Below are 19,949 nucleotides of genomic sequence, written 5' to 3' on the forward strand. Positions count from 1 at the left end.
GTGAACGAATTTATAGCAAATAGTATTTATGCATACTAAAGATAAAGTTTATGTAGAGACCTACGGTTGTCAAATGAATGTCGCCGACACCGAAATAGTGCTCGGCATTCTTAAAAAAAATAATTATGAAGTGGTTGAAAATCCGGCTAACGCTGATGTAGTGTTATTGAACACGTGCAGCATTCGCGATAACGCCGAACAAAGGATTTACGGAAGGCTTGGCAATTTTAAAAATTTAAAAAATTCAAAACCCGAACTGGTAGTAGGTATTCTTGGCTGTATGGCAGAACGATTAAGAAAAGATTTAATTGATGAAAAGAAAATTGTTGATTTGGTAGTTGGTCCTGATGAGTACAGAAGAATACCGGAATTACTCGAAGTTGCTTTTGCAGGTGAAAAAGGAATTGGTGTTCGTCTTTCACGCACAGAAACTTATGATGATATTATCCCTTACCGCGAGGATGGTCTTCAAGCCTGGATATCGGTTATGCGCGGCTGTGATAAGTTTTGTACTTTCTGCGTTGTACCATTTACTCGCGGAAGGGAGCGAAGCCGTTCGCTCGATTCAATTATTGATGAGATTAAAATTCTTTCCGAAAGAGGTTTTAAAGAAGTTACTCTTCTCGGGCAAAATGTCAACTCATACATGGATGGGGCAAATGATTTCGCCGACTTGCTTGCTGCCGCAGCTTTAGTAAACCGCTCGATCAGAATAAGATTCACTACATCCCACCCGCAGGATTTATCCGATAAACTTCTTTATACCATTGCAGAGCACTCAAACATTTGCAAATATATTCATCTGCCGGTGCAGTCCGGTTCAAATCGTATTCTTGAATTGATGAACAGAACTTACACTGTTGAACATTATTTAAACCTAATTGATAAAGCAAGGAAAATAATTCCTGCAGTTAGCTTTTCAACCGATATTATTTCCGGCTTTCCAACAGAGACCGGGGACGATCATCAAATGACATTGGATGTCTTGAGACAAGTACAATATGACGGCGCTTATATGTTTCAGTACTCTCCCCGCGAGGGTACTAAAGCGTTTCAGATGAAGGATGATGTATCGGAGCAGATCAAAACTAAAAGACTTCAGGAAATTATTGAACTGCAGGGAAAAATAGCTTTTGATATTAATCAAAAAATTGTAGGACATGAAGAGATAGTGCTTATTGAAGGATTTAGCCGTAAGTCGAAAAATTTCTTTGCTGGAAAAACCGATTCAAACAAGGTTGTAATTATTCCTGCAAATGATAAAATAAAAGTCGGTGATTATGTTCGAACAGTAATTACTAAAGCAACCCAGGCTACTTTATTTGCCGATTTTATTTCATTAGGAAATAATGATATTATACTTGAATCCATTTCAGCCTGATTTATTCTCAGTGATAGTATGAAAAAAGTTAAGATTTTATTTTTAATTATTTCGCTGTTTAGCTGCATACCATCTTTAGCTCAGGATATTGATATTGTTCCCTATTTAAAAATGATCGAGAATGGTGAGCGGGATGCTGTTTTGCAAAAACTTCCGAAATTAAATGAAGAAAATCCCGAAAGCCCCAACCTTACATTTTTGCAAGCTGTATTGACAGAAAACGGGCAGCAGGCAGTTGTGCTCTATCAAAAAATTATTAATGATTATCCCGGCACAAGATACGCTGATGCGGCTATTTTTAGAGTTTACAGCTACTATTATGCACTCGGCTTATATCAAACAGCAAAAACTTATCTCGAAAAACTAAAACGGGAATATCCTCAATCGTCATATATTAAAATTGCGGATCAAAATATTCCTTCTAAAGACGAACCATTAAAAAATGATGAACCGGTTACGACAAATAAAAAAATAGAAGACGAAATTAAATCTGATTCTAAAAATTATAAATTCACCATTCAGGCGGGGGCATTCAGCAGCAGTAAAAATGTCGAGCAATTGAAAAATGAATTCCAAAGCGCCGGTTTGTATTCATTTATAAATGAAAAAGAAGTTGCCGGTACTATTTTTCATGTTGTGTTTGTTGGGCGTTATGAATCAAAGCTCGAAGCGGATGATTCACTTCCAGTAATAAATAAACAATTTGGAATTGAAGGCAGAGCTGTTGAACTTCAATTTAAATAACTTTTCGGTATAAATTGAAAATCCATTTTATCGGAACCGGTTCGGCTAAAACTTCTCTCAATAATTATCATACTTCGCTTTTAATTTCTTCCCATAAATATAATTTATTGATTGATACCGGCGACGGAATTTCTCGTGCTCTGCTTAAATCGAGTATTGACTTCAATTCAATCAATGCAATTTTATTAACTCATTTACATCCTGATCATTTCAGCGGGCTTGCATCTTTGCTTGTGCAGATGAAACTTTGTAAGCGTAAAAATCCATTGACTATTTTTATTCATCAGGAATTAAAAAAGCCCGTTGAAGATTTTATTTATCAATCCTATCTTTTTTATGAACGAATGGATTTCAAAATTATTTATAAAACTTTTATTCAAAATGATAAGATTGAAGTTGCCGAAAGCCTTGCTTTTATTTCAAGGAAAAATTCTCATCTCGTTCAATACGAACAATACGATAAAGAAAATAAATTATCTTTTTACAGCGGCAGTTTCCTATTCACTTGTGAAGGGGTAAATATTTTTTTCACGGGTGATGTAGGAAGCGAAAAGGATCTGCTTATATTTAATGATCATTTGATTGATATACTGATCAGCGAAGTGACTCATCTCAAATTCGAAAGTCTAATCGAATTTAAGTTCAATCACAAATCAACAAAAATTTTCCTTGTTCATCTTGATGAAATAAGTAGCAAATCATTAAGTCTAATGATCAAAAATCATAGCGAAGAACTCATCAGGGAATTTACAATTGCCAATGATGGGCTTATAGTTTCGAATTAGTACTGCATTTTACAGCCTTTAATTGCGTTTTAAAAAATCTTATATTTTCTTGTAGAATAAATTATATTCTAAAAAATAAATGACATTAGAAGAATTCAAAAAAAAATTTGGAATAATTGGCAGATCGAAAGAAATAAATGATCTTGCCGATATCATAATGCAGGTTGCTGTCTCCGAAATATCGGTTCTGATTTATGGAGAAAGTGGAGTTGGCAAGGAAGTTTTTGCCCGTGCTATTCATGGTTATAGTAAGCGGGCATCGAAGCCACTAATAAGCGTTAATTGCGGTGCTATCCCCGAAGGATTGATGGAAAGTGAATTATTCGGGCATAAAAGGGGTTCATTTACAGGTGCAGTTGAAAGCCGCAAAGGATATTTTGAAATTGCTGACGGCGGTACTTTATTTCTTGACGAAATTGGCGAAACACCTTTAACCACGCAAGTAAAATTGCTGCGCGTAATTGAAATGAAAGAATATATAAAGGTTGGGGCTGAAACGGTTAGCAAAGCTGATGTTAGATTAATTACTGCTACTAACCAAGATTTACAGCAGCTTGTCAATGCAAGAAAGTTTAGAGAAGATTTATATTTTAGATTGAAAGCAGTCACACTGCAGTTACCCCCCCTTCGTAAGAGAAAAGAAGATATTGATTTACTTGCGGAACATTTTATACAGGCGTATTGTAGTGCAAATAGTATCATGCCGCCGCAGCTAACTAATGATGCAATATTGGTATTACAGGAATATAATTGGCCTGGTAATGTTCGAGAACTTAAAAATACAATCGAAACTGCTGTGACCTTAAATCGCGGAAAAATTATTGATGCTTCAGCATTACAACATTTGCTAATCCAATCACCGCCTATAGAAGATTCTGAAAGATCACTTCCCGTTTTTCTAAAAAAATCCTCAGAAGAGGTTGACCGTGAATTGATGTATCGTGCGTTATTCGAACTAAAAAAAGATATGATTGAATTAAAAGATTTAATTAAGGAGAGAAATTCAGAAATTCTCGTTTCCCCAGCTTTTCAATCTCCGCAGGAAGTAATTCCGATTCTAGAATTAGAAAAAGAAGCCATCAAAAATGCGTTAATTGTTGCCAAAGGCAAAAAACGAATGGCTGCAAAACTGCTCAAAATGAGTGAACGAACTCTTTATCGCAAATTAAAGGACTACGAAATTTGAATTTTAGTATGTTTGAATCAAACAAGATCAACACGAATCGAATGAAGCAGAGAATGAAAAAATTATTCATCGGGTTGACTCTTATCTTGTCAATCAATGTAGGTTTAGTTAATTTTGTCGGGTGCTGTTCATATTCTTTTACTGGCGCCTCAGTTCCCGAGCACTTGAAAACTATTTCGATTCCAATTGCTGATGATAGAAGCGGATCTGGTGAACCAGGATTAAGAGAATCTTTTACGAACACACTTGTTCAAAAATTTATTGATGACAATACTTTTCAGGTAGCTGAAAAGTTAAAATCAGACGCAGTGCTTGAATGTGCAATAACCTCTTTGAAAGATGCCCCCGCAATTGTTACGGCAGGCGAAAATGTAAGCTCAAGAAGAATTACTATTTCAATACAAGTGATTTACCGTGACCTTGTTAAGCGAACTGTAATTTATGAAAAAACATTTTCTAATTATGGTGATTATATTTTGATTACAGATCGGGCACAGGCTATTCAAACTGCGGTTGATAAAATTACTGAAGATATCCTTTTGGATACCGTTTCAGGTTGGTAATATTTTGTAATTATTTTTAGGTTTATTATGGAAGACATAGTTTTAATAGGTTATTTCCTTTCGCTAACAATTTTATTCATCTTTGGACTTCATGGATTTATTATGATGTATTATCATCATAAGTACCGTGATGTTAAACATAAACAGAAAAAAGAAATTGATACAGATTCAATTGTTACAATTCAGCTTCCCCTATATAATGAAATTTATGTAGTTGAAAGATTAATTGATGCTGTCTGTGAAATTGATTATCCAAAAGATAAAATGGAAATCCAGGTGCTTGATGATTCGACTGACGAAACAATTAATGTTGTCGCAAAAAAAATTAAAGAAAAATTCGATCTCGGTTTTGATATCAAACATGTTAGACGTCAGTCAAGAGTAGGATTCAAAGCAGGTGCTTTAAAAGAAGCTATGAAAAGTGCCAAGGGAGATTACATCGCAATTTTCGATGCTGATTTTCTTCCGCACAAAGATTTTTTGAAAAAGACCTTATCATTCTTCGCTGACGAAAAAGTTGGTATGGTGCAAACAAGATGGGAGCATCTCAACGGTGATTATTCAATCCTTACTAAAGCACAAGCTCTCGCTCTGGATGGTCATTTTGTAATTGAACAAACAGTAAGAAACAAAGCAGGGTTCTTTATTAACTTTAATGGTACCGGCGGTGTTTGGCGCAAGAAGTGTATCGAGGAAGCAGGCAACTGGCATTCAGATACATTGACAGAAGATCTTGATTTAAGTTATCGTGCTCAGCTTATCGGATGGAGATTTGTTTTCTTAAAAGATTTCACCTCCCCTGCAGAACTTCCTTCCGAAATAAATGCTCTCAAAGCACAGCAATTTAGATGGACAAAAGGGGCAATTGAAACTGCTAAAAAAGTTTTACCTCTTGTTTGGAAGTCAAAAGTTCCACTAAGAATAAAATTGCAAGCTACTTTTCACTTAACCAACAACCTGGTTTTCCCTTTTATTTTGCTTGCAGCTATTTTAAATGTTCCATTAATATTTATCAAGAATAGTGGTTCGCACGAAGCATATTTTGCGATTATGTCTCTATTTGTTCTCGCTTTCATAAGCTCTTTTTTATTCTATCTTTATTCACAAAAAGATATTCGCACTGATTGGCGAAAGAAGATTGTTTTATTTCCACTATTTATGGCTGGAAGTATGGGCTTTGCTGTTAACAATTCGCGTGCAGTGATTGAAGGATTACTAAGCCGCAAAAGTGAATTTGTTCGCACCCCTAAATTCAAAGTTGAAAAGGATGGTGATAGCTGGAAAGGAAATAAATACCTCAATAAGAAAATCAATTTTTCGGTTTATGTTGAATTACTTATGGCAGTTTATTGTTTAGTGGGAATAATTTCATCTTTGTACTTTTTAGAAATTGCCGCACTGCCGTTTCAGTTTTTATTTTTCTTAGGTTTTTCTTTCGTATCATTAACTTCAATCAAACATGCCTTTCAGAAAACCTGATTTCAGTATCAGTGGCAAAAAGGTAGAAGAAATTTTTGAAGCAAAAGTCCGGCTGATTTGTGAGTACGACAGACAAAGTCCTTTGTTTGTTAAGTTAGCTGCAAATTTAATTGAAGAAAATAATGTTGAAGAAGCTCTGACAATATTAAATCAGCGGCTAAATGAATTTCCTATTAACCCCATCGCCTTAATATTAAGAGGCAAAGCTGAAACTCTTCTCGGACATTATGATGATGCAATTAATGATTTCAAACTTTCTGGTGATCTAATCAACTCACCGCAAACCTCTGAATATTACTTAAAGGAGCTTGAAAGTATTCGCAAACAACGATCGCTTTTTGAAACAGGCTCCAGAAAATCATTTTTAATGGATAATAATTTTACTCCTCCAATAACCAACCAATTCAGTTTCTCTGGTTCTCCTGGTGAGGATAATATAATTGAAATTGAAGAAAGGCTTGAAAGACTTGCTTCAGAAATATCGGGCGCTAAGATTAATATCAGCGAAAGCACTGATTTAGACAACAACGTTTCACTGGTAGATTTATCTGAAAAAAACATTATTATCTCGGAAACTCTCGCGAAAATTTATGCCGCTCAAGGCGAAATCGAAGAGGCGATTAAAGTCTACGAAAAGCTAATAAACAAGAGTCCTTCTCAAAAGGATTATTTCACTTCAAAAATTTTAGAACTCCGCTCTGAATTGGGCAATCAATAAATTACCTGCCTAAATTTCCTTTTCATTGTATAATGAAAACTACATTTACTTTTGATAAATTACCTCTAAAGTTTTATAAACGTGATGTTTTAATTGTGGCAAGGGAATTGCTCGGTAAGACTCTAATCAGAAAAAAAAATAATTTAACTTTTGCGGGAATTATTGTGGAAACAGAAGCATACAACGGAAAAACAGATCAGGCAGCACATTCCTTTAACGGGATGACAAAAAGAAACGAAACTATGTTTAAAGGTGGAGGCTATCTTTATGTATATTTTACTTATGGGAACCATTATTGCTGCAATGTTGTAACCGGTAATCCTGGTGACGGTTGTGCAGTTCTTATTCGTTCAGTAGAACCAATAAATGATATTAAAACAATGACAATAAATAGATATTCTAAATCTACTATTTCAGATAAAGAATTATTAAATCTTACAAATGGGCCGGGGAAACTTTGTAAAGCATTTTCAATTGATCTCAAAGATAACGCTGCAAACTTAAGCGATGATCAAATATTCATACTTAATTCTAATAAAAATAAATTAGGAAATATTTCAACTTCGAAAAGAATAGGCATCAGTAAATCGGTTGATCTCCCCTGGCGATTCTTCATTACTAACAATAAGTTTGTCTCACGAAAATGATCGTACCCGAAAGTTTACTTATAGTTAGAACAGATAGAATCGGAGACGTTGTTCTTTCTTTACCGATTGCAAGATTAATTAAAAAATATTATCCTGCTTGTAAAGTGACTTTCCTCGTTAGAAATTATACCGAGTCAATCGTTTGTAACAACCCCGATATTGATGAAATTATAATTCTTAAGGAAAAAGGAAAGAAGATAGCACTCAATGAAAATATTAATCAGATAAAGAAGAAACATTTTGATTCTGCATTGGTGGTTTACCCTACCTTACCAACTGCATGGATTATCTATCAAACTGGAATTAAGCACCGGGTGGGCACTGGTTACAGGTGGTATTCTTTTTTATTCAATCACAAAGTTTTTCAACACCGTAAGTATGCAGAGCATCACGAGCTTGAGTTTAATATAAAGATGCTTACCAGGTTCGGTATAGATGAATCAATTACGCAAGAAGGTATTAAATTCAATATCAGTGTTGATTCTAATTCGATATCTAAATTAAAAACACTTTTAAAGTTAAATGGATGGCAGCCAAATAAAAAAATTATCATTGTTCATCCTGGAAGCGGCGGAAGTTCGGTTGATCTTTCTCAAGAAAAATTTAGAGAACTGATTAATAAATTAAGTCCGATGGAAAATCATCTCTTAATTGTTACCGGCACCTCGTCGGAGAAATTATTGGCTGATAAATTAACTGTCAATACTCAAGCTATTAATTTAGCCGGTGATTTAAACCTGAATGAATTAATAGCACTGATAAGTTTATGCGATATTTTTATTTCAAACTCAACCGGACCTATTCATATTGCTGCAGCACTCGATAAATACACGATTGGGTTTTATCCTAAAATTGTTGAATGTTCTGCTAAAAGGTGGGGACCTTATTCTACAAAAGGTTTTGTTTTTGAACCAGCAATTGACTGCTCAAATTGCAACCGCCGGCAGTGCGAGCAATTGAAGTGTATGAATTCTATAAATACAAATGATGTATTAAATAAAGTAAACGAAATTATTTATAATTTATCTTCACAACGGAGCTAAAAATGTTCAATCGTAAAATGACAAAAATATTTGTTCAATTAGTAATACTGATTCCATTTGTAGTGGCTGCGCAAACTACTCAAGTTGATTTCAGAAAGTTAGAAAACCATGCATTTAAGGAGGGTGAGAAACTTACTTTTGATGTTAAGTATGGTTTTGTTACAGCCGGCATTGCGACAATGGAAATCCCGGAAATAAAAAAAATATCGGGAAGAAATACCTATCATGTAACATTCGAAGTAAACACAGTTCCAAGTTTCGACTGGGTCTATAAAGTCCGTGATCGTTATGAAACTTATCTTGATGTCGAGGGAATTTTCCCATGGCGTTTTGAACAACACATTCGTGAAGGTAGTTACAGCCGTGATTTCTCTGCTTTCTTTGATCAGCGCAAAGGTAAAGCAAAAACCTCCGAAGGCGAATATGATCTTCCGCGTTACACTCACGATATTGTTTCAGCTTTGTACTATGCTCGAACTCTCGACTATTCAAGCATGAAAGTTGATGATAGAATTCATCTGCAAAATTTTTATAAAGATAAAGTTTATGATCTTGATGTAAAATATCTCGGCAGGGAAACCATCAGTGTTGAAGCTGGAAAGTTTGATTGCATAATTGTAGAACCACTTGTTAAAGAAGGAGGGTTGTTCAAAAACGAGGGGAGTATTGTAGTTTGGTTGACCAATGATGCACTAAAAATTCCAATAAAGGTAAAGACAAAAGTTGTTATTGGTTCGATTGATGCTGAACTTACTAAATACGAGGGAGTTGCAGGAAAACTTACTTCGAAGAAATAGCTGACTTAACTGAAATTTTAGGAATCATTAGAAAGATTTTGATTCTCACTTTTATTTCTGTTGAGTGTGTTCCTTCCAATAGCTAACTTACTATTATCATATTATAAAAATAGTTTTAAATGGACGGACAACAAGAAATAGAACCTGATAATCACGATCCAAACGAAAAGCATTCCGGTGAAATTCAGCGGGTGAAAAATTCAGATAATATTGAAATGAATTTTGATTTTTCACCAATAGCAGCAGGATTTATTGGACTGTTCGGCGGATTTTTTCTTTACCAATTTGTTGGCGGATTTTTAACTCTTTTGGTTTTAGGGTTTGATATTGAGAATGCACCCGTCACTCCGATGCGGTTGATGACAATTGCAGGACAGATTTTATTTATACTTCTCCCGGCACTGCTGTTCGCAAAGTTTTTTTACAATAATGTTTCGGCAGTGATGAGAATTAAAATTCCTAAACTAAAAGAGTTTAGTCTTTTTACGATTGGAATTGTATTACTGACTCCCCTGCTTCAAACATATCTTTATATTCAAAATTATTTTATAGAAGTTCTTGCAAAAAATAATCAGTCTGTTCAAACGCTAAAATCATTTTTTGACTCTCTCGATCAGCTTGTTGAAAAAACTTACGGCGAATTACTAAATGCAAACTCGTTCCCCGAAATGTTGTTCGTAATAATAGCTGCTGCAATTGTACCCGCTCTCTGCGAAGAATCAATGTTTCGCGGGTTCATCCAAAAAAGTTTCGAGCTGAAGATAAAACCATTTTATGCAGCTTTAATTACTGCAATATTTTTTGGGCTGTACCATTTTAATCCTTATGGTTTGTTGCCGCTAATTGCATTGGGCTTGTTTTTTGGATTTGCTGCTTATAAAAGTAATTCGATTTTAATTCCAATCTTTTTACATTTTATTAATAATCTTACTGCTGTCATTCTTTATTTTATTTTTGGCGAAGAAGAGCTGAACAACTCCGCTGTTTTAAGCGGCGAGGATTTACTTAATCAATCGATTTTATTCTTGATTCTAATATTATTTTTTACAGCTTTAATCATATCAATAACGAAATATTATAATAAACAATCGCAAGGAGAAGAAAATGCCGGTATGCCCGAATTGTAAAAGTGAATACGTGCAGGGGATAAAATTCTGTCCTGATTGTCAGACTGCACTTGTCGAGCCTTCAGAAATTGAAGAGCACATTCTTAGTGAAGAGCAATGGGTGGTGGTTTATACTTCAAGCGAAGAATATGAAATTGAAATGCTTCGCGATAATCTGGAAAGTGCAGGAATTGCTGCTGCTATGCTTTCACAAAAAGATAGGAGTTTTCCTGCACCTGGAGATTTATCTATTGTGAAATTGTTGATTAAAAAAGAAGATCTGGAAACAGGATTGATTTTCATCCAGAATTTTCTTGATAGCAAAGAAGAAACAGAAGACGAGGATCAATGAAAGCCGGCAATACTGCCACGAGAATTATTGTCTCTATTTTTGGTATTCCGATAATTATTGCTGCAAGCTATTTCGGTAAAATTTATTTTCTTTTGTTTATTTGTGCGATTGCACTGACAGCTTTCCGGGAGTTCAGTCAGATTGCTGAAAAGAAAAATGCATTCGTGAATAAATCAATCGGGTATGCGGCAGTAATTTATTTTATACTTAATTCATACTACTCGATTTGGGATGTGTATTCATCGGTATTGGTGTTAGTGCTTATTTTGCTTTTAGTTGAACTTTTTAGAAATAATAATTCGGCTGTTATGAATTTGTCCGCCACATTGCTGGGTGTATTTTACATCGGATTTTTTATGAGTTCATTAATTGGAATGAGAGAGATGTTTATTGACCCATTTTATTATCGCGGAGGATACTTGATAATAAGCATAATGGCAGCAATATGGATTTGTGATTCTGCAGCATATTTCGGCGGCACAGCTTTGGGCAAACATAAACTTTTTCGCCGGGTCAGTCCAAACAAAAGTTGGGAAGGGGCAATATTCGGTTTAATCTTTGCCATTCTAACTATGCTTCTCGCAAAAGAAATCGTGTTGCAATTCTTGTCATTCAACTTGATATTTATAATTGGACTTACTGTTGGTGTGTTTGGACAAATTGGCGACCTGATTGAATCATTGTTTAAACGAGATGCACACATTAAAGATTCTTCATCAATCATTCCCGGACATGGCGGAGTGCTCGATAGATTTGATTCCTTGGTGTATTCAGCACCGATTATTTTTTTACTGTTGAAATATTTTTATTAGAATTAGAAAGAATGAAGTCACGCGAACATAAAATAAATGTACTTACATTAGGCTGTTCAAAAAATACAGTTGATTCAGAGCGGCTGCTTAACCAATTGAAGTTGAATAACTTCAGTATTTCCGAATCACCTGAAAATGCAGATACACTTATTATTAATACCTGCGGTTTTATCGAGTCGGCTAAAAAGGAATCTATTGATACAATACTAAACGCTGTCGCTCTTAAAAATGAGGGTAAGTTGAAAGAGGTGATGGTAGTCGGATGTCTATCAGAAAGATATAAAGATGATTTGCGAAAAGAGATTCCGGAAGTTGACAGCTATTTCGGGACTGAAGCTTACGAAGCAATATTAAAAGAACTCGGCGGCGAATTAAAACGTGAATTAATTGGTGAACGCCGCTTAACTACACCGGCGCACACAGCTTATCTGAAAATCTCAGAAGGCTGTGACCATCCTTGCTCCTTTTGTGCCATCCCAATTATGAGGGGAGGGCATAAATCAGTACCCATTGAGCAGCTTGTTAAAGAGACAGAATCTCTTGCGGCAAAAGGGGTAAAAGAATTAGTAATAATTGCTCAGGATACAACTGACTATGGGAAAGATATTTATGATAGGCGAAATATTGTTGAACTTCTCGATAAATTAAGCAAGGTGGTGGGAATAGAATGGATAAGAATAATGTATGCATATCCATCTCATTTTCCCGATGAATTGATCAATGAAATTGCTGCTAACCCCAAAATTTGTAAATACATTGATATACCGTTGCAGCATATTTCGGATAAAGTTTTGAAATCAATGCGGCGTGGTGTTACTTCAGCAAATACAAAAGCACTCGTCAAAAAATTGAGAGAAAAAATTCCGGGTTTAACTTTACGTACTACAATAATAGTTGGTTATCCAAATGAAACGGAAGAAGATTTTAACGACTTGATAAAGTTTGTTGAGGAATCAAAATTCGACAGGCTGGGTGTATTTACTTTTTCGCCGGAAGAGAATACTACAAGCTTCCCGCTTGGCGATCCAATTTCATCCAAAGAAAAATTGAGAAGAAGAGAAGTAATAATGGAGTTGCAAAAGGAGATTTCTTTTTCAAATAACCTAAAGTTCGTCGGCAAAAAAATAAAAGTTCTTATTGAATCGCTGGAAGGACAATATTATATCGGTCGCTCATATCGTGATGCACCTGAAGTTGATGGCGAAGTATTAATACTGTCCGAGGGAAATAAATTAGATATTGGTAATTTTTATGATGTGGAAATTTATGATAATAATGAATATGATTTGTTCGGAAAAATTATTTTTTAATTGAAAGTCAATTGTATGAAAGCATTTATAACTGCCTTATCAGTTTTATTATTTATCTCAAGTGCTTTTGCTCAACCGGATAATACTTCGTTGAATAAAAAGCAAAGGGTGAAATATTACCAGGAATTTTTATGTTTTTCCTCCGGCAAAGAAAACTTAACAAGGGTGGATGTTTTTATTCAAGTGCCGTATTCGGAAATTCAATTTGTAAAAAACGGGCAGAGCTTTATTGCTCAATATTCACTTACTATTTCCGTGTTCGATGAAAATCGCGAGAAGCTCATTAATGAAAAAATATGGAATGAGAAAATTATTGCTGATGATTTTGATCAAACTTTATCTAAAGAGAATTTTAATCTCAGTTTAAAATCTGTTGAGCTTAAGCCCGAAATTATGTAATTCGAACTGCAATGGAGGATAAGGATTCACGAAAAGAATTTTCGGTAGATAATAATTTTACAGTTCGCGATTTTTCTTCTGGCGTAAACATTAGCGATTTGATGTTGATAGCGAAACAGGAAGTTATTGACGGGAGTAATAAAATTCGTCCAAATGTCTCAAAGGATATTCTGGTTCAACGTGACGGCATTCAATTATTTTATGAGATTTATTCTGATTCATCCACTGATGTTTTAATGGATTATTCTATTACTGACAATGATGAAAATGTCGTTCATAAACAAAATGAAATTATTAATCTGAAAGCCGGTACAAATCAGATTTTCAAAACTATAAAAGACTCGGCTTTATCTTTAGGATCTCATAAACTACTGGTATCAATATTCGATTTAAAAGTAAACTCATCACTTCCGCCTCGAAAATTTTTATATCAAGATGGAGCGGCGTGCCCGGTAATGTTCAGGATCTGGAAAAAGCTATTGAACAGATGACTTACATTGCCTCGGACGATGAGCTTGATGTTATTGAAGAAGCAAACACGTGAGGATAAAATCAAACGATTTTAGATTTTGGAAAAGCAAAGACCCCAACCCGCAGGATGAACAGAATGAAGTCTTTAACGAATATTATCGCCGCGTGGCTTATGCAAATGAACAGTTTTCGCATTACAACGAAGGCTGGCAAACTGATCGGGGATGGTGTATATTCTTTTGGGTCCGCCAAACAATATTGATCGTCACCCTTTCGATTATGATTCAAAGCCCTACGAAGTTTGGCAATATTACGATATTAATCGTCAATTTGTTTTTCTTGATGACACGGGTTTTGGAGATTATCGTTTAGTTACTCCACTTTACGGTGATGATTACAGGTACCGCTGAAAAATGATCCTCACTGTAACCATAAACCCTCTCCTTGAAAGAAGACTTTATTTTTCAGAAGTCTCCTTAGGAAAATCGCACCGAAGCGCGAAAGAATTTCTTAAGTCCGGCGGAAAAGGCATAAATGTAAGCAGTCAGTTGAACAGACTTGAAATTCGAAACCTTGCTTTTCTTTTCCTTGGAGGAATAAACGGCAAACTTCTCCGAAATACTTTAAATGATGAAAAAATAATTTTTACCGCAATCAGCACAAAACAAGAAACGCGAAATTGCTCAGTTATCATTGATGAAAGCAAAAGTATTGCCACCTCCTTCTTTTCTCCTAATGCAATTATTTCAATTGAAGAGTCAAACGAATTTAAATTAAAACTCGATAAGATTATTCAGAATTGTGAGATGGTTGTGTTCTCCGGCAGTTCGCCGTGTGAAGAAGCTGATGATATTTTCCCCTTTGGAATTGAAGCCGCAAATAAATATGATAAAATTTCCATCTGTGATACATACGGCTCTCATCTTAGCGCCTGTCTGGAAAAATCACCCACCATTGTACACAACAATATTGACGAAGTAGAATCATCGCTGAATATTTCCTTAAAATCTGAAAAAGGAAAAACTGAATACCTCGAATCGCTGTATTCAAAGGGAATTAAACAGGCTTATCTTACTGACGGAGAGAAGGAAATTTATGCTTCCACTCTTGATTATAAATTTAAAATTATTCCTCCCAAAATTGCTGCAATTGACTCAACCGGCAGCGGCGATGCATTCACTGCCGGGATAGTTTATGGCTGGCATCACGATTTAACTTTTGACGAAACGATTAAACTTGCCTGCTCGCTTGGCAGTGTTAATGCCGGCGGTTTTTCTGTTTGTGAAGTTCTTAAACAGCAGGCAGAAAAATATTTGGATGATCGTTCAGATACTCTCAATCGGGAAAAAAAATGAAATTGTTAGATGTTACACCGAATAACATATAGCTTACTTCTTATTTTATTTTCTTTCTCATCGTCATTTCCACAATCAATAAAAAAAATTGTAGTTGGAAGCAACACTTTCACCGAAACACAAATACTGCAATGGGCTCAGGTATCTCCTTCACTTTCGGTTTATCCCGGTTTAACTGATTCAATTAAAAATAGATTAGCTTTAATTTTAGTAACCGCGGCTATCTCAATTCAAATTTCGATGGTATTCAAATTGAACCTTTATGATTCGGCGTTTGTAAACCTTACAATAAATTTTACCGAAGGAGAAGCGACTTATGTCAAAAAATATTTTTATTGAAAGAGAGGACTCCTCGATAATTGATTTTAATTCTTATTTCGATTTTCTGAAAGGACAGATTTTTAATAAATATTCATTAGAAGAATCAATCAACGAAGCATTAACATTTGCCGAGAATAACTCCTACCCTTTTATAAAAATCAAAATTGAAGGAATATTTCTTTATGATGATTCTGCTTCAGGTGAACATTTCACTGATATAAATCTACTGATTGATGATGGACAAAAAAGCACAATTGATAAAATAGATGTGAAAGGAAACACATCAACTAAAGATTATGTAATTACGCGGAATTAAGAATCGAGCAGGGGGAGGAATATTCACAAACTATGATTGAAGAACTTCCTAATCGCTTAAATAGATTAAGGTATTTTGAACCAGTTGCAACACCGCAATTTTTAATTAATACAGAAAAAGAAGGTGTGCTCTGATAGAGGTAAAAGAAAAACAGACAAATAACTTTGATGGAATTGTCGGATACATCCCTGCATCGAAGGAGGGTGAAAAGGGTTATGTCACAGGATTGGTTAATGTTTCTTCGTAATTTATTCGGTACCGGACGGGCGGCAGCATTTCACTGGCAGCAGTTCAATCGTTTCTCGCAGGATATTGAAATAAAATATCTTGAGCCCTAGCTGCTTGGTTATCCTTTCAATATTAATGGAACTTTATATCAGCGGAAACAGGACACAACTTATGTGCAGAGAAAACTGGAAGGCAGTCTTGAATATCTTGCAACTGAAGATATATCAGCCGCGGTTTTAGTGGGGACCGAATCAATTATCCCTTCTCAAAATGCTAACAATTACACGCGGATATTTAATTCGTCAATTCTAACTACCGGAGTAAATCTGAAAATTGATACACGTGATGACCCTTATGCACCAAAGGGTGGTGTTATGTTTATCAACAGTTATTCGTTGAGTAGAAAAAAACTAATTGGGCCGCAAGAATTTATTACCCCTGATCTTGAAACGAACATCAACCTTCAACGATTCACTTTCTCTTTCTGGGGATTTTATGAATTGTTTACAAATCAGGTAATTGCGGTTGGAGTAACGGGCAAAGAATTGCGCGGGTCATTTTTTGAAGAGAGTGATTTATTCAGGCTGGGGGGAAACAATTCTCTGCGCGGTTATCGCGAAGAACAATTTCTCGGTTCGCGTGTTGCATGGTCGAATCTTGAATATAGATTTCTTCTTACGCGCCGCAGTTATGCTTTCGCTTTTTTCGACACAGGCTATTATCTTCGTAATGCGGATGAAGAAAGAAATATTTTAAAGAGCGAAGATTTCAATATTGGTTACGGTATTGGTTTAAGTATCGAAACAGGACTCGGTGTGTTAGCAGTTAGTTTCGCATTGGCTAAAGGCGATTCATTCAGCGACGGTAAAATCCATTTTGGAATTATCAATGAATTTTAATAAAATTATATTGTTACTAAAACTAACGCGTCCGGTTAATTTTATAATCACCGCAGTTTCAGTATTGGTGGGTGTAATTATTTGTGCTGAAGTGCCGCCATCATTCCTGATAATTTTATTTGCAATGTTGTCCGCTGCTTTTAGTTCCGCAGGAGGTAATGTTATCAATGATATTGTTGATATTGAGATTGATAAGATCAGTCATCCCGAAAGAGCGCTTGCTTCAAATTTAATATCGGAACGAACTGCGTACATCTTTTATGTTTTGTTGATAGCTGCTTCGATTGTTTTAGCATCAATGATAAATCTTAATTCGTTCATTCTTGTAAGCACGGCAAATACTCTACTCCTGCTTTATTCATTCTATCTAAAAAAAATTCCTTTGGTTGGAAATCTTGTAGTATCAATTCTCACCGGACTGACTTTTATTTATGGCGGAGTTGTTGCTGGAAATATTAGCTTTGCCCTCGTCCCTGCAGGTTGCTTTGCTGATTAATTTCATTCGAGAAATAATTAAAGATATGCAGGATGCAGAGGGATAGCAAAAATCAGGTAATAACTTATCCAGTGAAAAATGGATTTGATTCGGCAAAAAAATAGTTCTTGTCTCTTCGATAATTTTAATCGTGTTTACTTTCTTTCCATTCATATTTAATTTTTATAAAATTGAATATTTTGTTTTAGTGATGATGATTGTAAACCCGATGCTCGTTTTATAATGTTAAATCACTTTATGATAATTATACAAATAAAAATCTTAAAGACTAAGCGGGTTACTAAAACTTGCAATGGTTTTGGTTTAGCGGCAATTTACTTTGGCAAATGAAAAATTTTGACAAATCATATTTGAGTGATAAAGTAAAATTTATCGCCGGCGTTGATGAAGCAGGAAGAGGACCACTTGCCGGACCTGTAGTTGCTGCTGCAGTGATTTTCCCGGACAATATTTTTATTGACGGAGTAAATGACTCGAAGCAGTTGAGTGAAAAGGAGAGGGAAAGACTTTTGCCTGAAATTATTTCAAAAGCAATTTGTGTCGGAGTTGCATCCGTTAGTCATGGTGTGATTGATACGATAAATATTCTTCAATCATCTTTGCTTGCAATGAAGATTGCTGTCGGAAGGATGGAGCAAAATCCTGATCTTATTTTAGTTGATGGAAATAAATCTTTTAACTCAGCAATTCCTGTTCTAACAATTGTTAAAGGAGATTCGAAATCTTTTTCGATAGCTGCTGCTTCGATAGTTGCAAAAGTAACCCGCGACAGAATTATGAAGCGCCTTTCTGTTTATTACCCCTTGTACCTTTGGGAAAACAATAAAGGTTATGCATCACGGTATCATATCAATGCAATAAAAAAATACGGTGCTTCGCCGCTTCACCGTAAAACTTTTTTAACAAGGATATTAAATCCATTTCAGCAAAATATTATTGAGGTTGAAAATGAATCACGATGAAAATGAAAAAGAATTTCCTTCTACCCGAGCAAAGGGGGATGAAGGCGAGGAATTAGCAGTTGAACTTTTGAAAGGAAAAGGATTTGAAATTGTAGAAAGAAATTACCGTTACGGTAAAGGAGAGATTGATATAATTGCAAAAGATACTGCAAAAGATTTTTTGGTTTTTATCGAAGTCAAATCAAGGAAGAATTTGGAATTCGGTGAACCGGAATACGCTATAACGCAAAAGAAAATTAAGCAGATAAAAAAAATTGCCGAGCTTTATCTTTACGAAAAAAATATTAAAGAAGCCGACTGCAGGTTTGATGTAGTTGCAATCCAGTTTGGACAAAGCGCAAAACCTCAGATCAACTATTACGAAAATGCTTTCGAATAAAAAATGGAGCAAGAATTTTATGAGAATTCTGAAAAATTAAAATAATAATTCTTGTAATGGCAATGTCAACCAGAGAGAAATCAATAGATTACCATGGCAATACAGTCAGCAGTCTCCGAAACATCAAAAAAAGGCAGCCTCCGTTAGCTGACGGATATGGCTGCCTTTATTGTTAAGAATAAATTATACTAAACTTTATTTCAGATAAATCATCTTATTTACCTTTCTGTAATTTTCTCCGCCGTTAACTGCAATTGCTTCAACGGTGTAGTAGTAAATTCCGGAAGGTAAACCGGATGCATCAAATTGGACTTGATATGTACCGGTCTCTTTTGATTCGTTTACTACCTCCCTTATATTTCTTCCAAGCTCATCAAAAATGGTCAACTTTACTTTACCCTGCAATGGAACAGAGTATTGTATTGTTGTGGTTGGATTAAATGGATTCGGGTAGTTAGCCGTCTGATCAACGAAGGTAGCTTCCTCATCCAAACTGTTGTCATCTAATGCAAGCTCGCTGTTAAGACTTGCTGATGTTTTGCTGTAGATTTTAATATCGCTATGCCAAACAGTTGAAGGATTTACTCCGACATTCAAAGTGTAGGTGTAACTGCCCATTGGTTTGGCAGAAATATCTGCGTGCTTTACTCGTGAAAAAGTTTGTCCTGCATTCAGAGTAATATTTTTATTTAATATTTGTTTGGTTCTTCCGTTGGGGGATTTCTGAGTTATCCAAATATCATAAGTCTGTGCAGCGGATTCGTTATTTGTCGTGGAGTAATTGATATCAAATATTCCATTACCCGAGGTGGGTGTAAGAGTTAGACTTGCAGTAACGTTATTCGTTGCCATGATTCCGTGAGGTCCGGGACCGCTTGGAGTGGTTTCGTGACATACTGTACATTCTTTAAGTGTTCCCGCATATCCCTGCAAAGTTATGTTTTGTAAATTGTCGTTTGCCTGAATGGTGGGGAGAATTGCGTGTGGACTGCCGTGACAGGCAGAGCAGTTTAATCCGCCGTGACCTTGGGACTCACGAAACAGCTTGCCGGGTTCTTCAGCATAATTACTTCCATGACACAAGGGATTACCGCAGCTTGGTTCATCAAGCCAGGGTCTTCTACCGTTACTTATTGATGAAGCTACTTCGCCCATTGTTCCGTGACAATTCTGACAGGTCATCGGGTTTTACGGATCTTT

The 19,949-nt window shown here is 35.5% G+C and carries 25 protein-coding genes; 24 read left to right on the forward strand and 1 reads right to left on the reverse strand.

Going from position 1 to position 19,949, the window contains the following annotated elements:
• Positions 1-28: 28 nt before the first annotated feature.
• The 24 genes from miaB (at position 29) to IPH11_13765 (ending at position 18,749) form a co-directional block, all read left to right on the forward strand.
• On the forward strand, positions 29-1,381 hold the full coding sequence (gene miaB / locus IPH11_13650) for a tRNA (N6-isopentenyl adenosine(37)-C2)-methylthiotransferase MiaB (GenBank protein ID MBK6914629.1): 1,353 nt from the start codon (positions 29-31) through the stop codon (positions 1,379-1,381).
• Positions 1,382-1,399: 18 nt separating this feature from the next.
• A complete protein-coding gene (locus tag IPH11_13655) occupies positions 1,400-2,125 on the forward strand; it encodes an SPOR domain-containing protein (protein MBK6914630.1) in 726 nt (241 codons plus the stop codon).
• A 14-nt stretch (positions 2,126-2,139) separates the two neighbouring features.
• A complete protein-coding gene (locus IPH11_13660) occupies positions 2,140-2,910 on the forward strand; it encodes a ribonuclease Z (protein ID MBK6914631.1) in 771 nt (256 codons plus the stop codon).
• A 79-nt stretch (positions 2,911-2,989) separates the two neighbouring features.
• A complete protein-coding gene (locus IPH11_13665) occupies positions 2,990-4,096 on the forward strand; it encodes a sigma-54-dependent Fis family transcriptional regulator (GenBank protein ID MBK6914632.1) in 1,107 nt (368 codons plus the stop codon).
• Between the two features lie 53 nt (positions 4,097-4,149).
• Positions 4,150-4,659, forward strand: coding sequence for a hypothetical protein (locus IPH11_13670; protein MBK6914633.1), 510 nt, complete (start codon positions 4,150-4,152; stop codon positions 4,657-4,659).
• Between the two features lie 27 nt (positions 4,660-4,686).
• Positions 4,687-6,138, forward strand: coding sequence for a glycosyltransferase (locus IPH11_13675; protein ID MBK6914634.1), 1,452 nt, complete (start codon positions 4,687-4,689; stop codon positions 6,136-6,138).
• The gene (locus tag IPH11_13680) at positions 6,119-6,856 is read left to right on the forward strand and encodes a tetratricopeptide repeat protein (protein MBK6914635.1); all 738 of its coding nucleotides are present in this window, start codon (positions 6,119-6,121) and stop codon (positions 6,854-6,856) included. The genes IPH11_13675 and IPH11_13680 overlap by 20 nt, the downstream gene beginning before the upstream one ends.
• Before the next feature lie 32 nt (positions 6,857-6,888).
• The gene (locus IPH11_13685; protein ID MBK6914636.1) at positions 6,889-7,503 is read left to right on the forward strand and encodes a DNA-3-methyladenine glycosylase; all 615 of its coding nucleotides are present in this window, start codon (positions 6,889-6,891) and stop codon (positions 7,501-7,503) included.
• The gene (locus IPH11_13690) at positions 7,500-8,546 is read left to right on the forward strand and encodes a glycosyltransferase family 9 protein (GenBank protein MBK6914637.1); all 1,047 of its coding nucleotides are present in this window, start codon (positions 7,500-7,502) and stop codon (positions 8,544-8,546) included. Before IPH11_13685 ends, IPH11_13690 begins: the two co-directional genes overlap by 4 nt.
• 17 nt (positions 8,547-8,563) lie before the next feature.
• On the forward strand, positions 8,564-9,343 hold the full coding sequence (locus IPH11_13695) for a DUF3108 domain-containing protein (GenBank protein ID MBK6914638.1): 780 nt from the start codon (positions 8,564-8,566) through the stop codon (positions 9,341-9,343).
• 119 nt (positions 9,344-9,462) lie between these two features.
• The gene (locus tag IPH11_13700) at positions 9,463-10,470 is read left to right on the forward strand and encodes a CPBP family intramembrane metalloprotease (GenBank protein ID MBK6914639.1); all 1,008 of its coding nucleotides are present in this window, start codon (positions 9,463-9,465) and stop codon (positions 10,468-10,470) included.
• Positions 10,448-10,801, forward strand: a complete 354-nt coding sequence (locus IPH11_13705; protein MBK6914640.1) for a zinc ribbon domain-containing protein — start codon at positions 10,448-10,450, stop codon at positions 10,799-10,801. Before IPH11_13700 ends, IPH11_13705 begins: the two co-directional genes overlap by 23 nt.
• Complete coding sequence (locus IPH11_13710; protein ID MBK6914641.1) at positions 10,798-11,613, forward strand: phosphatidate cytidylyltransferase; 816 nt, start codon at positions 10,798-10,800, stop codon at positions 11,611-11,613. Before IPH11_13705 ends, IPH11_13710 begins: the two co-directional genes overlap by 4 nt.
• 11 nt (positions 11,614-11,624) lie before the next feature.
• Entirely contained in the window at positions 11,625-12,923 is a 1,299-nt protein-coding gene (gene rimO / locus IPH11_13715; protein MBK6914642.1) for a 30S ribosomal protein S12 methylthiotransferase RimO, read from the forward strand.
• A 15-nt stretch (positions 12,924-12,938) separates the two neighbouring features.
• The gene (locus tag IPH11_13720; GenBank protein ID MBK6914643.1) at positions 12,939-13,322 is read left to right on the forward strand and encodes a hypothetical protein; all 384 of its coding nucleotides are present in this window, start codon (positions 12,939-12,941) and stop codon (positions 13,320-13,322) included.
• Positions 13,323-13,333: 11 nt separating this feature from the next.
• Positions 13,334-13,813 (forward strand): hypothetical protein, encoded by a 480-nt coding sequence (locus IPH11_13725; protein MBK6914644.1) that lies wholly within the window; start codon positions 13,334-13,336, stop codon positions 13,811-13,813.
• 49 nt (positions 13,814-13,862) lie between these two features.
• Positions 13,863-14,165 carry a GWxTD domain-containing protein gene (locus IPH11_13730; protein MBK6914645.1) on the forward strand — a complete coding sequence of 101 codons (303 nt, stop codon included), beginning with the start codon at positions 13,863-13,865 and terminating at the stop codon, positions 14,163-14,165.
• Positions 14,166-14,206: 41 nt separating this feature from the next.
• On the forward strand, positions 14,207-15,148 hold the full coding sequence (locus IPH11_13735; GenBank protein ID MBK6914646.1) for a 1-phosphofructokinase: 942 nt from the start codon (positions 14,207-14,209) through the stop codon (positions 15,146-15,148).
• 9 nt (positions 15,149-15,157) lie between these two features.
• Positions 15,158-15,487 (forward strand): hypothetical protein, encoded by a 330-nt coding sequence (locus IPH11_13740; protein MBK6914647.1) that lies wholly within the window; start codon positions 15,158-15,160, stop codon positions 15,485-15,487.
• The gene (locus IPH11_13745; protein MBK6914648.1) at positions 15,465-15,785 is read left to right on the forward strand and encodes a hypothetical protein; all 321 of its coding nucleotides are present in this window, start codon (positions 15,465-15,467) and stop codon (positions 15,783-15,785) included. Before IPH11_13740 ends, IPH11_13745 begins: the two co-directional genes overlap by 23 nt.
• A gap of 401 nt (positions 15,786-16,186) precedes the next feature.
• Positions 16,187-16,912 (forward strand): BamA/TamA family outer membrane protein, encoded by a 726-nt coding sequence (locus tag IPH11_13750; GenBank protein ID MBK6914649.1) that lies wholly within the window; start codon positions 16,187-16,189, stop codon positions 16,910-16,912.
• Positions 16,902-17,408 (forward strand): UbiA family prenyltransferase, encoded by a 507-nt coding sequence (locus IPH11_13755; GenBank protein ID MBK6914650.1) that lies wholly within the window; start codon positions 16,902-16,904, stop codon positions 17,406-17,408. The genes IPH11_13750 and IPH11_13755 overlap by 11 nt, the downstream gene beginning before the upstream one ends.
• Positions 17,409-17,734: 326 nt before the next feature.
• Positions 17,735-18,370, forward strand: a complete 636-nt coding sequence (locus IPH11_13760) for a ribonuclease HII (GenBank protein ID MBK6914651.1) — start codon at positions 17,735-17,737, stop codon at positions 18,368-18,370.
• Positions 18,357-18,749, forward strand: coding sequence for a YraN family protein (locus tag IPH11_13765; protein MBK6914652.1), 393 nt, complete (start codon positions 18,357-18,359; stop codon positions 18,747-18,749). The genes IPH11_13760 and IPH11_13765 overlap by 14 nt, the downstream gene beginning before the upstream one ends.
• A 195-nt stretch (positions 18,750-18,944) precedes the next feature.
• Here the strand turns inward: IPH11_13765 and IPH11_13770 are convergent, their stop codons facing one another.
• A complete protein-coding gene (locus IPH11_13770) occupies positions 18,945-19,931 on the reverse strand; it encodes a T9SS type A sorting domain-containing protein (protein MBK6914653.1) in 987 nt (328 codons plus the stop codon).
• Positions 19,932-19,949: the final 18 nt, after the last annotated feature.

The organism is Ignavibacteriales bacterium, assembly GCA_016709155.1.
Taxonomy (GTDB): Bacteria; Bacteroidota; Ignavibacteria; order Ignavibacteriales; family Ignavibacteriaceae; genus JADJEI01.